The sequence below is a fragment of the Roseateles aquae genome (assembly GCF_032337115.1).
GTDB classification, from domain to species: domain Bacteria; phylum Pseudomonadota; class Gammaproteobacteria; order Burkholderiales; family Burkholderiaceae_C; genus Roseateles_C; species Roseateles_C aquae.
On record NZ_JAVXZY010000001.1, the window covers coordinates 1,018,420 to 1,032,829 of the forward strand.

Annotated in this window: 13 protein-coding genes; 2 read left to right on the forward strand and 11 right to left on the reverse strand. The window is 66.1% G+C overall.

The annotated features are described in order from the left end of the window. Positions 1 to 10 precede the first annotated feature (10 nt). From pilW to RQP53_RS04455, 6 genes are all read right to left on the reverse strand, one after another. On the reverse strand, positions 11 to 841 hold the full coding sequence (gene pilW, locus RQP53_RS04430; RefSeq protein WP_315648883.1) for a type IV pilus biogenesis/stability protein PilW: 831 nt from the start codon (positions 839 to 841) through the stop codon (positions 11 to 13). Positions 842 to 857: 16 nt separating this feature from the next. Then, positions 858 to 1,985 carry a dual-specificity RNA methyltransferase RlmN gene (gene rlmN, locus RQP53_RS04435; RefSeq protein ID WP_315648885.1) on the reverse strand — a complete coding sequence of 376 codons (1,128 nt, stop codon included), beginning with the start codon at positions 1,983 to 1,985 and terminating at the stop codon, positions 858 to 860. A gap of 131 nt (positions 1,986 to 2,116) precedes the next feature. Further along, positions 2,117 to 2,542 (reverse strand): nucleoside-diphosphate kinase, encoded by a 426-nt coding sequence (gene ndk, locus RQP53_RS04440; RefSeq protein WP_315648886.1) that lies wholly within the window; start codon positions 2,540 to 2,542, stop codon positions 2,117 to 2,119. 113 nt (positions 2,543 to 2,655) lie between these two features. Then, on the reverse strand, positions 2,656 to 4,851 hold the full coding sequence (gene rluB, locus RQP53_RS04445) for a 23S rRNA pseudouridine(2605) synthase RluB (RefSeq protein WP_315648887.1): 2,196 nt from the start codon (positions 4,849 to 4,851) through the stop codon (positions 2,656 to 2,658). Beyond that, entirely contained in the window at positions 4,848 to 5,501 is a 654-nt protein-coding gene (gene scpB / locus RQP53_RS04450; protein ID WP_434064050.1) for an SMC-Scp complex subunit ScpB, read from the reverse strand. The genes rluB and scpB overlap by 4 nt, the downstream gene beginning before the upstream one ends. Positions 5,502 to 5,936: 435 nt before the next feature. After that, the gene (locus RQP53_RS04455; RefSeq protein ID WP_315648889.1) at positions 5,937 to 6,938 is read right to left on the reverse strand and encodes an RluA family pseudouridine synthase; all 1,002 of its coding nucleotides are present in this window, start codon (positions 6,936 to 6,938) and stop codon (positions 5,937 to 5,939) included. Between the two features lie 60 nt (positions 6,939 to 6,998). Between RQP53_RS04455 and RQP53_RS04460 the strand changes: the two genes are divergently transcribed. Next, entirely contained in the window at positions 6,999 to 7,868 is an 870-nt protein-coding gene (locus tag RQP53_RS04460) for an outer membrane protein assembly factor BamD (protein WP_315648890.1), read from the forward strand. Between the two features lie 77 nt (positions 7,869 to 7,945). On the opposite strand, the gene yoaA is transcribed toward RQP53_RS04460, so the two are convergent. Further along, positions 7,946 to 9,961, reverse strand: a complete 2,016-nt coding sequence (yoaA, locus tag RQP53_RS04465; protein ID WP_315648892.1) for a DNA repair helicase YoaA — start codon at positions 9,959 to 9,961, stop codon at positions 7,946 to 7,948. Positions 9,962 to 10,006: 45 nt separating this feature from the next. Beyond that, positions 10,007 to 10,210, reverse strand: coding sequence for a YdcH family protein (locus RQP53_RS04470; protein WP_315648894.1), 204 nt, complete (start codon positions 10,208 to 10,210; stop codon positions 10,007 to 10,009). Positions 10,211 to 10,260: 50 nt separating this feature from the next. Between RQP53_RS04470 and RQP53_RS04475 the strand changes: the two genes are divergently transcribed. Then, positions 10,261 to 11,028 (forward strand): PP2C family protein-serine/threonine phosphatase, encoded by a 768-nt coding sequence (locus RQP53_RS04475; RefSeq protein WP_315648896.1) that lies wholly within the window; start codon positions 10,261 to 10,263, stop codon positions 11,026 to 11,028. Here the strand turns inward: RQP53_RS04475 and RQP53_RS04480 are convergent, their stop codons facing one another. From RQP53_RS04480 to lpdA, 3 genes are all read right to left on the reverse strand, one after another. Further along, complete coding sequence (locus RQP53_RS04480; RefSeq protein ID WP_315648898.1) at positions 11,029 to 11,682, reverse strand: hypothetical protein; 654 nt, start codon at positions 11,680 to 11,682, stop codon at positions 11,029 to 11,031. It abuts the gene before it with no gap. Next, positions 11,679 to 12,779, reverse strand: coding sequence for a cell division protein ZapE (zapE, locus tag RQP53_RS04485; RefSeq protein WP_315648899.1), 1,101 nt, complete (start codon positions 12,777 to 12,779; stop codon positions 11,679 to 11,681). The genes RQP53_RS04480 and zapE overlap by 4 nt, the downstream gene beginning before the upstream one ends. A 68-nt stretch (positions 12,780 to 12,847) precedes the next feature. Beyond that, positions 12,848 to 14,281, reverse strand: coding sequence for a dihydrolipoyl dehydrogenase (gene lpdA / locus RQP53_RS04490; RefSeq protein ID WP_315648901.1), 1,434 nt, complete (start codon positions 14,279 to 14,281; stop codon positions 12,848 to 12,850). Between the last annotated feature and the right edge of the window lie 129 nt (positions 14,282 to 14,410).

A 14,410-nucleotide genomic window follows, 5' to 3' on the forward strand; every position in this document is an offset into this window, starting at 1 on the left:
GCGATGTCCCTCATCCATCGAACCGGCCATTGTTCAGCGCCTGCGTCTCAGGCGACTGCGGATGGCGCTTGCGCAGCTGCTGGGACAGCTCCTCCACGCTCACCGTATTGCCCAGGCGGCGCTCCACGCGCAGTTCCAGCCACAGGCTTTGTGCATTGCTTTGCTCGGCCTGGGCATTGACCCGGCGGGCATAGAAACGGGCGCGCTCCAGCTGCCCCTGGCGCAACAGCACCTCGCCGAGGTTCAGCGAGATCGACGGATTGGCCGGGTCGAGCTCAAACGCGCGGGTCAGGTTGCGTTCGGCCTGCTCCAGGTCACCGGCCCGGGCATCACAAACGCCCTTGGCCAGGTAGGTGCGACCAGGGCTGCGGTACTGCGGTTGCGCCAGCGCAATGTCGAACTGGGTGCGTGCCTGCGCATAGCGCGACTGCTGGCACAGGAACCAGCCATAGTTGTGGGCCGTGTCGCCATCATGGCCGTTCAGCGATAGTGCGCGCTTGAAGCCCTCTTCGGCCATCTCGTTCTCGCCCATGGCGGCATAGACCAGGCTGCGCAGATTGATGGCTTCACGCAGATCCGGCTTGGCGATCAGCGCCTGCTTGATCTCGTCCAGCGCGGTGCTGTACTGGCCACGGGAAAAATAGCCGGCCGCCAGTTCGAGGCGCACCGAGGCACGTCGATCAGCGTCGGTCTGGTCGCTCTCGGTGCGCGGGCTGTTGCTGGCACTGCTCGAAGGCCCGGAGGCGCAGCCAGCGCCGAGCATGGCGAGCAACAGCAGGCCAGCGGCCGCGCCAAGGCGAGCCAGGGAGAGGGACTTCAGGACTTGCTTCGCGTCGTTCATGCCGGTGGCTGAGGGCTCAGGAAGAGTTGCGTTGCGGGGGATTCTTGACCACCACGGGCGCGCGCACCATGCGTATATGCGCGCGGGTCCGGTCCTGCACCTCACCGGCCAGCTGGCCGCAGGCGGCATCGATATCGTCACCGCGGGTCTTGCGCACCGTGGTGACGATGCCGGCCTTGATCAGCACCTCGGCAAAGGCCTTGACGCGCTCGTTGCTGCTGCGCTTGAGGCCCGAGGCCGGGAAGGGATTGAAGGGAATCAGGTTGAGCTTGCAGGAGACCTTGCTGTTGCGCACCAGGCGCACCAGTTCCTCGGCCTGCTCCGGCGTGTCATTGACGCCGTCCAGCATGCAGTACTCAAAGGTGATGAAGTCGCGCGGCGCGCGCTCCAGGTAACGATTGCAGGCTTCCAGCAGCTCGGCAATCGGGTACTTCTTGTTCAAGGGCACCAACTGATCGCGCAGCGGATCGGTGGGCGCATGCAGCGACACCGCCAGCGCCACCGGGCAGTCCTCGCGCAGCCGGTCCATCATCGGCACCACACCCGAGGTGGAGACGGTGACACGGCGGCGCGACAGGCCATAGCCATGGTCGTCCAGCATGATGCGCAGCGCCGGCACCAGCGCGCCGTAGTTCTGCAAGGGCTCGCCCATGCCCATCATCACCACATTGGAGATGACGCGCTCCTCGGTCTGCAGCCGCTTTCTCAGGCTGTGCTCGGCAAACCAGAGCTGGGCGACGATTTCAGACGTCTCCAGATTGCGACTGAAGCCCTGATGCCCGGTCGAGCAGAAACGGCAGCCCACGGCGCAACCGGCCTGGCTGGACACGCACAGCGTGCCGCGGTCGTCCTCAGGAATGAAGACCGCCTCGACAGCATTGCCCTGGCCGACGTCGAACAACCATTTGACCGTGCCGTCGGCAGAAATATGTTCGGAGATGACCGTCAGCGCAGCAATCTGCGCCCGGCCGGCCAACTTGTCGCGCAGCGACTTGGCCAGGTCGGACATCTGAGCAAAGTCAGACGCGCCTTTTTGATGAATCCAGCGGAACAACTGGGTCGCGCGAAAGCGCTTCTCGCCCAGCTGCTCGCAGTACGCGGCCAAGCCCTCAAGATCGAATCCAAGCAGGTTGACCGCGTCCATAGCAACTCTTCAATACCCCCTCACCGCCGTGCTTTGCCGTCTGATCCAGCAGAGCCCGGAGATCCGGCTCCGCCGGTCTCTCGGGCTCGCCCCCTTGAGGGGGCACGCGCAGCGTGTAGGGGGTGGGCCGATCAGCGGCTGTAAACGTTCATGCCCGGGAAGAAGAACGCCACTTCAACAGCGGCGGTCTCGGCAGCGTCCGAACCGTGGACGGCGTTGGCGTCGATGCTGTCAGCGAAGTCAGCACGGATGGTGCCCTTCTCGGCCTTCTTCGGGTCGGTAGCGCCCATCAGGTCGCGGTGCTTCAGGATGGCGTTCTCGCCTTCCAGGGCCGAGACGACGACCGGACCGGAGATCATGAAGCTCACCAGGTCGTTGAAGAAAGGACGTGCCTTGTGCACGGCGTAGAAGGCCTCGGCCTCGCCACGCGACAGGTGGACCATCTTCGAGGCCACGATCTTCAGGCCGGCGCCTTCAAAGCGCGAGTAGATTTGGCCGATGACGTTCTTGGCCACGGCATCGGGCTTGATGATGGAAAGGGTGCGTTCGATAGCCATGGTTTTTCTCCTGAAATCTGAGGCTTGGCAAAGCCTTGTATTGTACTGCGTGAAGATGAGCGGCCTGTGTCAGACCGCTGCTGAAAGCCATGCGATAGCGCCGAATTGAGGGCTCAGCGACGACCGCGACCGCCGCCACCGCCGCCGCGATTGCCCCCACCACCGCCACGGTTACCGCCGCCACGGCGCAGGAAGGCATCGCCACCGATATAGCCCACCGAGGTCTGCATCGGATCCGGCTCGCGCGGGCCGCCTGCCGGTTTGCCCTTGCCGCCACGGCCCTGCCCCCCGCCATGCTGGCCACTACCGCCGCTGCCAAAGCCGGACGGAATGCCGCGACCCTTGTTGCCGGCGAAGCGGCGGTCAAAGGTCTGCTCCAGCGGATTGATATTGCGCGGGATGAAGTCGTCATCATCCTCGTCGCTGCGCTCGCGCGGCCGGTCCTCGCCACGGCTTTCATTGAAGCGATCGCGCTCGGGACGGTCCGGACGGTCAGGGCGATCGGCACGCGGCTCGGGACGACTCGGGCGCGGGCCCACACCGGCCTGACGACCGTCGGCACGCCGCTTCTCGTTGCGGCCACCGCGGCCGCCGCGTTCATTGCGCTCTCCGCGGTCTGGGCCGCGATCGGCCCCACGCTCGGCGCCGCGCGGGCCGCGGCCCTCGCCACCACGTTCGCCGCGCTCACCCCGATCGCCGCGATCATCGCGAGCGCCGGCCAGGCGACGAATCACCCGCACATCGTTGTCATCCAGCTCAACCCAGACACCGCGCTTCAAGCCACGCGGCAGTACCACCGTGCCGTAACGAATACGGATCAGGCGGCTGACCGTCAGGCCCACGGCATCAAAGAGCTTGCGCACCTCACGGTTGCGGCCTTCGGTGATGATGACGCGGTACCAGTGATTGACACCTTCGCCGCCACCATCTTCAATGCTCTTGAAGCTGGCCGCCTGGCCTTCGATCTCGACACCGGCCAGCAACTTGGCGCGCGCCTCGTCGCTGAGCGTGCCCAGCACACGCACCGCATACTCACGCTCGACGCCAAAACGCGGGTGCATCAGCTGATTGGCCAATTCGCCGGAGTTGGTGAACAGCAGCAGGCCTTCGGTATTCAGATCCAGACGCCCCACCGACTGCCACTTGCCGTTCTGCAGGCGCGGCAGGCGACGGAACACCGTCGGCCGACCTTCCGGGTCGTTGTGCGTGACCACCTCGCCCGCGGGCTTGTGGTAGGCAATGATGCGCGGCGCCGGCGGCGAGATACGCACCTTGATCGGCCGGCCCGCAACAGCCACGCGATCGCCAAAGGAGATGCGCTGACCGATATGGGCAACCTCGCCATTCACCGAGATCTTGCCCTCGGCAATCATGTCTTCGATATCGCGGCGCGAGCCCACGCCGGCCTGCGCCAGCACCTTCTGCAGCTTGGGCGCATCGGGCTCGGGCGCCAGCACCCGCTTGGTGTCTTGCACCGCCTCTTCGGCTGGCGCTTCGGCCTCGCCGTCGAACTCGCCCGCCAACAATTGCGCGAAACGCTCGCCAACCTCGGCGCGCACCTGCTCGGGCGCCACGGTGCGCGGCGCGGCGTCGCCGGCCTCGGCAGTTTCACCGTCATCGTCAATCGGCTCACCCAGCGTGAACACGGCCTCGGCCGGACGTGCGGGGCGTGCCTGAGCACGATCACCAGCGCCGGCCTCACGTGCGCCCTCGCCGTCACGGTTGCGGCGGCCACGCCGACGATTGCGCGAGCCACGGCCAGCGCGCTCTTCACGCTCTTCGTTCGACTCGCCGCTGTCCCGCTCGCCGCCCACATCCTCGCCTTGCGCCGCCTCGGCCTCGCCGGCAGTTGCGAGGGGAGCCGGCGACGGCGCCGCATCCTCAGCCTGCACATCGCGCGGTTTGCTGGCCCGCTTGGGCTTGACGGCCTTGGCCTCAGGTTGACGTTCAGCCTGACGCTCCGGCTGCGCCTCCTGCGCTGCCGCAATCACCGGCTCTGCAGACGGCTGCTGAACCGCCTCGGCGCCTGCAGCGGCACGCTTGCGCGGTGCGCGCTTGGCCGGCGCGGCCTCTTCGGCCGGTGCTGCGGGCGCCTCGAGCTCAGCAGCCTTGGCTGCCGTCTTGCGCGGTGCGCGCGGTTTCACGACCTTGGTCGGCTCGGCGGCCACCGCATCGGCAGCGGACTGCGGCTCGGTTGCCTTGGCCTTGGCGGGCGCGCGGCGCTTCTTGGGCGCCGCCTCGGCAGCACTCAACTCGGCAGCGGCGCCTGCGTCGGCAGCGCCCTTGGGATCGGTGTCATTGGCATTCATGCGTCAGCTTGCACCTTGTCGTCGTTCAAATCGGTAGGAGTTTCCGGCTCGGCCGGGTCACTGGCAGCCTGAGTGGGCTCGCCGTCTGTGGCGAGCGCTTCAGGCGCCTTGTCAGTTTCAGGGGCCGTCGCGTCGGCAGCTTCGTCAGCAGCCGCCTCGAGCAGCGAGCCTTGCGCGGCTTCCAGGGCCTCGGCCAAGCCCGCGGCCGGCTCGCCCGTGGCCTCGATCGCGGGCAGTTGCTCCAGGCTCGCCAGCCCCAATTCGTCGAGGAACTGCTTGGTGGTCGCATAGAGCGCCGGACGGCCCGGCGCCTCACGGTGGCCGATCACATCGATCCAGCAGCGGTCTTCCAGCTGCTTGATGATCTGGGTCGACACCACCACGCCGCGAATGTCTTCAATATCGCCGCGGGTGACCGGCTGGCGATAGGCAATGATGGCCAGCGTCTCCATCACCGCCCGCGAGTAGCGCTGTGGCTTCTCGGGATTGAGCCGGTCCAGGAACTCACGCATCTCGGGTCGACTCTGGAATCGCCAGCCACTGGCAATGGCGGTCAGTTCAACGCCGCGACCGTCCCAATCGCGCATCAGCTCGTCGAGCAGACCGCGCAGGCTGTCGGCACCGATCTCATCGGCAAACAGGCTGCGCATATCCCGAAGGGTCAGCGGTTGTTGGGCGCAAATCAGCGCGGTCTCAAGGACGCGCTTTGCATCCTGCGTGTTCATTGACAGTGGTCATCCATCCCGGCTTGTCGTCCGGGCCTAGTTTTTGGTCGACCCATCGGGCCCCATCAAGGTCTTTACGGCCTCGCGCAAATTCCGCGTCATGCTTCGCCGCCCTTGACGGCGATCCTGGAGGTCTTGCCCCGCCGCCTCTTGGCTTGCCGACGGCGCTGATGGCGCCGGGCGAGTCAGACAGGGCTTGGGGCCGTTTGTCACCGGGCCCCGGCCGCCCTCACGAACGACACCGACAGACCCGCACAAACCATCTCGGCGCGCTTGCGAAAACGCTCTTCTGAGCATTCCGTCCAGCAGCTTCATGGACGCCGAGTTTTGCCGATTGTAGCCTGCTCGCGCGGCCAGACCTCACCACTGCGGGCTGGCAAAGCCTCCCAAAGCCCAGGCGGAGGCCAAATCCTGTGGCATGGGCGCATCAAATTGCAGTGCTTCGCCGCTGATCGGGTGGGCAAAACTGAGCCGGGCCGCATGCAAGGCCTGGCGCTGCAGGCCCAGCGCCTGCGCGCCACCATAGAGCGCATCGGCCAGCAGCGGGTGGCCCTTGTGAGCGAGATGAACCCGGATCTGATGGGTGCGCCCGCTGTGCAGCACGCAGCGCACGGCACTGATGTGCTCGGCAAAGCCTAGCAAATGGACATCGGTACGCGAGGGCTTGCCACCGGACAACACCGCCATCTTGATACGCGTCGCCGGGTCGCGGCGCAGCGGCGCATCGATCTCCAGCAAGTCCGGCACCCGACCATGGGCCAATGCCAGGTACTCGCGATGAACCTCGCGGGCAGCAATCATCCGCACCAGCGCCGTCACCGACTCCAGCCGCTTGCCCACCACCATCAGGCCAGAAGTGTCCTTGTCCAGCCGATGGACGATGCCGGCCCGAGGCAAGGTGGCCGCCGCCGGGTGATGCGCCAGCAGGCCATTCATCACCGTGCCCGACCAGTTGCCGGCAGCCGGATGCACGACCATGCCCGGCACCTTGTTGAGCACCATCAGGTGCTCGTCCTCATAGACGATATTCAGCGGCAGCGCCTCGGCGCGGAAGGCCCGGCTTTCTTCCGTCGGCAGCAACTCCACGTCGATTTGCTGCCCCGAACGCAGCTTGACCGCCGCGTTTTTGGCCGGCGCCCCCTGCACCAGCACGCAACCGCGCTCGATCAGTGACTGCAGGTGATTGCGCGAAAACTCGGGCGCCAGCTGCACCAGCCAACGGTCCAGGCGCTGACCATGCCAGTCGGCCGCAACCAGGCCTGAGCGCTGCTCGGCGGCGTCCTGCGGCGCGTCAATCGCACCGGCGTCGTCTTCATCGGCATCGAGGCCGTCATCTTGCAGAGGCCTGGAAGCCTGAACCATATAATCGCCGCTCCGTATTCAGCTCAAGGTGGCACCGATCGGTGCACACCCACAGGGACCATGATCGAAATCTGGGGGAAGCGTCAGCCGACGCAGGCAGCAGCGACCGAAGCCGCTGGCCGTGAAACTGGTCCGTCGTCACGCGTGGGGCTCGGCCTGGTGCTGGCCGCCGTCGCTCTGGCCTTGGCCGCCTGCTCGTCCCCCTTCAAGGATGACCCGAACTCGCAGGCCAGCCTGGACAAATTGTACGCAGAGGCCAAGGACGATCTGGCCAGCGGCAGCTACGAGCGCGCGATCAAGTCGCTGGAACGCATCGAAGGTCGCGCCGCCGGCACGACCATGGGCCAGCAGGCGCAGCTGGATCTGGCCTGGGCGTACCACAAGAGCGGCGAACGCGCCCAGGCGGTCAGCACGCTGGATCGCTTCATCAAGCTCAACCCGTCCAGCCCGGCAATGGACTACGCCCTCTATCTGAAGGGCCTGGCCAACTTCAACGAAGACCTGGGCCTGTTCGGCCGTCTGGCCAACCAGGATGTCGCCGAACGCGACCAGCAGGCCTCGCGCGATGCCTTGCTCGCCTTCCGTCAGCTGGTTGATCAGTATCCCGACTCACGTTATGCCGGCGACGCCGCCGTGCGCGTCGACTTCATCACCAACACACTGGCCAATTACGAGGTCCACGTGGCGCGCTACTACTACAACCGCGGTGCCTATGTGGCCGCGGCCAACCGCGCCCAGCAGGCGGTGCAGGAATTCCAGCGCGCACCGGCCACCGAAGAAGCGCTCTACATCATGTCGCAAAGCTATGCCAAGCTGGGTCTGGACCCGCTGAGCAAGGACGCTTACCGCGTGCTGGAAAAGAACTACCCGCAAAGCAGCTTCATCACCGGCGAACTGCGCAACAAGAAGGCCTGGTGGAAGCTCTGGTGAGCGGCCTTCGCTGACACTTCAAAAGCGCGTCCGTCGACGCGCTTTTTTCATGCCTGCGCTTTGTTGCGCCGGCGCACTCAAAGCAGCTGGCGCTGTGCGGCCAGTTCCTGCAGCCAGGCCAGCGCCTCGCCCTCGTTGGCGGCCGTGCCAAAGGGCGGCAAGGCGGCGCGCAGCCGGCGACCATAGTTCATGCCGGCCATGCGCGGGTCGCAGACCACCAACAGGCCGCGATCCTGCTCGGTGCGTATCAGCCGGCCGGCGCCCTGCTTCAGGGCAATCGCCGCCTCGGCAATGAAGTAGTCGGCAAAGGCATTGCGCCCTTGCGACTCCAGATGCTGAACGCGGGCCTCGACCAAGGGATCGCTGGGCGGCGGGAACGGCAGCTTGTCGATCAGCACGCATTGCAGATCGTCGCCGGGCACGTCGATGCCCTCCCAGAAGCTGGCCGAACCGACCAGCACGGCGCGCGGATCATCCTTGAACTGCTGCAGGATCACGCGCTTGGGCGCCGCGCCCTGCACCAGCACGCGAATGTCGTCGCCGGCCTGCTCGAAGTCCTGCCTCAGCGCATCGCCAATCGTCTGCAGCGCACGCAGTGTCGTCGTCAGCACGAAACAGCGCCCGCCCAGCGCCCGCGCGCAACGCGCCGCCATCGTGGCTACCGCCAATGGATGCTCGGCCTCGGACGGCTTGGGAAAGCCACGCGGCACATAGAGACGCGCATTCTCGGCGTAATTGAACGGGCTGCCGACGCGCAGCACGCGCGCATCGTCCAGGCCAGCCGATTCAGTGAACCAGGTCAAACGCTCGTCGTCACCCAGCGTGGCCGAGGTGAAGATCCAGGCCTTGGAGGCGCCGGCACCGGCCAGCACCTGTTGTTGCATCGCCTCGCGAATGTCCAGCGGCGATTCAACCAGCCGCGCCTGATTCGGGCTCAGGTCTATCCAGCGCACCGCGCCCGGCGCAGCCTCGCTGGAGAACTGCAGCGCCAGAGCGCTCAGTTGCTGAGCCCGCTCATGCAGCCGGGCAAAGTCAGGCGAGGTCTCGACCACGGTTTCCAGCGCGGCCACCGCCGCATCGGCGGCGCAGGCCACATCGGCCAGGGCCGGCGCGAACTCTGGCCGTGTGGCGCGTTCGGCCCAGCGCAGCTTGAGCATGCCGCGCGGCTCGCGCATGGGCCCGGCACAGGCCAGGCGCAGCTCGCGCGCGGCGCGCTCCAGTTGCTGCTGCAAGGCCTGCCAGTCCTGCAGGCCGCGCGCCTGCGCCAGGCCCAGGCCGAGCAGATCGCGGGAGAAGTCCAGCAACTGCCCGGTACCCAGCATGCTGCCGAGAAACTGCACGCCGACCTCGGCCAGCGAATGGGCCTCGTCAAAGATGGCCATGTCGACACTGGGCAGCAGCTCGGCCACCCCGCTGTCGCGCAGCGCCATATCGGCAAAGAAGAGGTGGTGATTGACCACCACCACATCGGCCTCCATCGCCTCGCGCCTGGCCTTGACCACATGGCAGTCGCGGAACTCGGGGCAGTCGCTGCCCAGGCAGTTGTCGCGTGTCGAGCTGACGATGGGAATCACCGGCGAGCGATCGTCCAGGCCATCGATCTCGGCAAAGTCGCCGCTGCGTGTCTGCATCGCCCAGCGTTCGATGCGTGCCAGCGCCATCACGGCGCGGCGGTCTGGCAATTCCGCGCTGTGGCGGGCCTGCTTGAGCCGGTGCAGACAGAGATAGCTGCCGCGCCCCTTGAGCAGCGCCGCGCGTACCGGCACCCCCAGCGCCTCGCACAGGCGCGGCAGGTCACGCATGAAAAGCTGGTCCTGCAGGCTCTTGGTGGCGGTGCTGATCAGAGCCCGGCCGCCACTTAGCAGGGCCGGCACCAGATAGGCAAAGGTCTTGCCGACACCAGTGCCGGCCTCGACGACCAGGGTCTCCCGCGCCGCGATGGCCTGGGCCACCGCCTGCGTCATCTGCAGCTGCGGCTCACGCGGCGAATAGCTGGCATCGGCGCGCGACAAAGGCCCGCCGCGATCAAAGGCCGCGGCCACCCATTGCTCCAGCTCCGAGGCGCTTGTCTCGTTCAGATCGTCGTCACTCAAGGGCTGTTGCCGCGGGCCAGCGCCGGCGGTCCTGGTGGGGTGGCATCACGCCGGTTCGTCGGGATCGCAGGCAATTTCCAGCCGGACGATCTGATCACGCAGCGCCAGCCGGCGCTTCTTCAGGCGCCGCAGCTGCAACTCATCCAGCGGCTGCTGCAGGGCAACGCGGTCGATCAACTCATCCAGATCGCCATGCTCGATACGCAATTCGATCAAGCGACGCGACAGAGAGTGAAGTTCTTCATCCATGAATGCCTGGGGCGACGCTGCGCGGGTAGTTTCACGATTATAGTTTTCGGATGAGTCGCATCCCCCCGGGCTTTCGCCTGAGCGCCGCCACCGGCATCCACCGTGGCGACCGCGTGTACCAGCAGGATCAGGTGGAAATCATCAGCCATGCCCGCATCAGCGGCTGCGTGCTGGGCGTGCTTGCCGATGGCATGGGCGGCAAGAGCGGCGGACGCAAGGCGGCCGACCAGGTTGTGCTGACCGCCCAGCAGCTGTTCGAACGCTTCTCGCCCGAGGATGAAGACCCGGCCGAACTGCTGCGCCAGTTGGTCTCGGAAGCGCATCTGATGATCAAGCTGACCGCGCTGTCGGCCGAAGAGGAGCCACACAGCACGCTGGCCGCCTATCTGGTGATGCCGGACCGGCGCTGCTTCTGGATCCATGCCGGCGATTCACGGCTCTACCACTTCCGCGGGCCCAAGATGGTCAAGCGCAGCATGGACCATTCCTATGTGCAGCGCCTGATCGACCAGGGCCAGATCACCGAGGCCGAGGCGGCGGTGCACCCGCAGTCCAATCTCTTGACCGGTTGCCTGGGCACGGTCAATGAGCCGGTGCCGACCGAGGACATGATCGAACAGCTGGAGGTCGGCGACAGCCTGATGGCCTGCAGCGACGGCCTGTGGCACTACTTCAATCCCAACGAGCTGGGCACCGTGCTGCACAGCCTGCCGCCACGCGAGGCGGCCGAACTGCTGATCAGCAAGGCCCGCCAGCGCGCCCATGGCAGCGGCGACAACCTGTCGCTGGCCGTTGTGCGGGTCGAAGCGCTGCGCTGATCAGTGCGGAGCGCTCCCGGCAGGCGCCTTGGCCCGCCCCGGCGTTGACGCTGCGGCAGACACCGCACTGGCTGACGGCAGCGGCAGTGGTGCAGCCGGCGCCTTGCGCGCCGCACGCTCGGCATTGCGCCGCTCCACCGCCTGACGATGCGCTTGCGCCGCCTGCTCGCGCTGCAGCAGCTGCTGACGCTGCAATTCCGCCGCCTTTTCGTCAGCCACCCGGCGCGCCAAGGCCTGGCGGCCGCGCTCGTTGCTGTCCGGCGCGTCGGGCCGTGCCTTGCTCACGGGCTCCGCCTGCATCGGCGTTGGCTCAGCCAGCAGGGACTGCGTCTTCTGCCTGGCGTCACGCTCGGCATAGTCGGCCTGTTTGGCCTTGACCCGCTGGCGCTGGGCCTCAGCTCGCGCCGCGCGCTCGGCGGCATTGAGTTCGTACTCACGGGCCTGCAGCGGCTTGATCGCCTCATGCCTTTGCTGCTTGGCTTGCAACTGGCAGTCAATGACGGCAAAGCGCTGCGCACATTGCGCCAACGCCTCCTCGTAACGCGCCTCGATGGCCGCCCTCTGCACACGCAGCTGCTCGGCTTCGGTCGCCTCGGCGCTCCAGGCGCCAGGTCCGGCAGCCATCAACAGCAGGCTCAGCATCAGGTGCTTCATGTCAGCGAGGTATCCACATCACGCCGCTCCAGCGACAAATACTCCCGCGACTGCATCTCCTGCAAACGCGAGATGGTGCGCGGGAACTCGTGGGCCAGCGGCCCCTCGGTATAGAGCTGTTCAGGCGGCACGGCAGCCGAGATGATCAGCTTGCAGCGGCGGTCGTAGAGCACATCGACGAGCCAGGTGAAGCGCCGCGCCTCACTGGCCAACCGCGGCGGCATTTCCGGCACATTGGCCAGGATGAGGGTGTGGAACTGCGTCGCCAGCTCAAGGTAATCGTTCTGCGAACGCGGACCGCCACAGAGCGTGCGGAAATCGAACCAGACCACGCCGCCAGCGCGGCGCACCGCGCGCAGCTCGCGGTGTTCGATGTGCAGACATGGGTCTTCGTCGCGCGCCTCGGCCAGCGATTCGAAGGCCGAAGTCAGCGCCGCGTCGGCCGACTCATCGAGCGGGCAATGGTAGAGCTCGACATGCTCCAGCGAACGCTGGCGATAGTCGGTGCCGTTGTCGACATTGATCACCTCCAGCTTGTCCTTCAGCAAGGCGATGGCCGGCAGGATGCGATCGCGGTGCAGGCCGTTGGGGTACAGGCCATCGGGGTGGAAGTTGGAAGTGGTGACGATGGACACGCGGTTCTTGAACATCGAGTCCAGCAACCGGTGCAGGATCATCGCGTCGGTGACATCGGCCACATGGAACTCGTCGAAGCAGATCAGCCGGAAGCGCTTGGCGATGCGCTTGCCCAGCTCATCAAGCGGGTCGGCAATGCCCTTCAGATCCTGCAGCTCGCGGTGCACCTCGCGCATGAATTCGTGGAAGTGCAGCCGTGTCTTGCGGGTCAGTGGCACGGCCTGGAAGAAGCAGTCCATCAGAAAGCTCTTGCCCCGGCCGACACCGCCGAACATATAGACGCCACGCGGCAGCGGCGGCCGCACCAGCAGCTTGGTGACGGCATTGCTGCGCCGCGCCTTGTAGTCGGCCCATTCGTCCTGGCAGCGCTGCAGCGCTGCGACGGCACGCAGCTGCGCAGGGTCGGCCTTGTAGCCGCGCTCGGCGAGGGTCTGCTGGTAAAGCTCGGTGACTGAGGTCATGCAATTACTGCCAAAACAAAGGGGCGACCATGGCCGCCCCTTTCACTTCATCGTCGCGGCTCGCGCGATCAGAAGTTGAGGGTGCGCTTGTCGATGGCCAGTGCCGCTTCCTTGGTCGCTTCGCTCAAGGAGGGGTGGGCATGGCAGATGCGTGCGATGTCTTCGGCCGAGGCCTTGAATTCCATCGCCACCACGGCTTCCGAAATCAGCTCCGAGGCAAAGGGGCCAATGATGTGCACGCCGAGGATTTCGTCGGTCTTGGCATCGGCCAGGAACTTGACGAAGCCTTGCGTATCACCCAGCGCGCGGGCGCGGCCATTGGCCAGGAAGGGGAACTGGCCGGCCTTGTACTCGACGCCATCGGCCTTGAGCTGCTGCTCGGTGCGGCCGACCCAGGCAATCTCGGGGCTGGTGTAGATGACCCAGGGGATGGTGTTGAAGTTGACATGGCCATGCTGCCCAGCAATGCGCTCGGCCACGGCAACACCCTCTTCCTCGGCCTTGTGCGCCAGCATCGGGCCACGCACCACATCGCCAACGGCCCAGACATTGGGCAGATTGGTCTTGCACTCGTCGTCCACCACGATGGCGCCACGCTCGTCCAGCTTCAGGCCCACCGCCTCGGGGTTCAGGCCAACGGTGTTGGGCACGCGGCCGATCGAGATGATCAGCTTGTCGACGGACAAGGTCTGGGCAGCGCCCTTGGCATCGGTGTACGCCACCGTCACGCCGTCCTTGCTCTTGGCGACTTCGCCAATCTTCACGCCCAGCTCGATCTTCAGACCCTGCTTCTTGAACAGCTTGGCGGCTTCCTTGGCGACCGATTCATCGACCGCGCCGAGGAAGGTCGGCAGGCCTTCAAGCACGGTGACTTCCGCGCCCAGGCGGCGCCAGACCGAGCCCATTTCCAGACCGATCACGCCGGAGCCGATCACGCCCAGCTTCTTGGGCACTTCGCCCGAAGTTTTCCCGATCTGCAGGGCGCCGTCGTTGGACAGGATCAGCTCTTCGTCAAACGCTGCGCCGGGCAGCTGGCGAGCATTGGAGCCCGTGGCCAGCACCACGTGCTTGGCCAGGATGACTTCTTCACCGGCCTTGATTTCATACAGGCCGTCCTTGGCCGCCACGAAGGAGCCGCGGCCGTGGAAGAACGTGACCTTGTTCTTCTTGAACAGGTAGAGGATGCCATCGTTGTTCTGCTTCACGACGGTGTCCTTGCGACCGATCATCTTCTTGATGTCGATGCGCACGTTGTCCGCCGAGATGCCGTGGTCGGCAAAGTGGTGGTTGGCGTGCTCAAAATGCTCGCTCGATTGCAGCAGCGCCTTGGACGGGATGCAGCCGACATTGGTGCAGGTGCCACCGGGTGCCGGACCGCCCTTCTCGTTCTTCCACTCGTCAATGCAGGCGGTGTTGAAGCCCAGCTGGGCCGCACGGATGGCAGCGATGTAGCCGCCAGGGCCACCGCCGATGACGACGACGTCGAATTGTTTGGTGCTCATGTCTTGATTCCTTGTCCCAGCATGCCCCAGTGTCTCAGGGCGTAGCGAGCGGGTGTGTGGCTAGGCGCGGGTGCCGACCCACCGGAACGTAGCGGCGCTACGTGAGGATGGGAAGGACGGGCCCCGCAA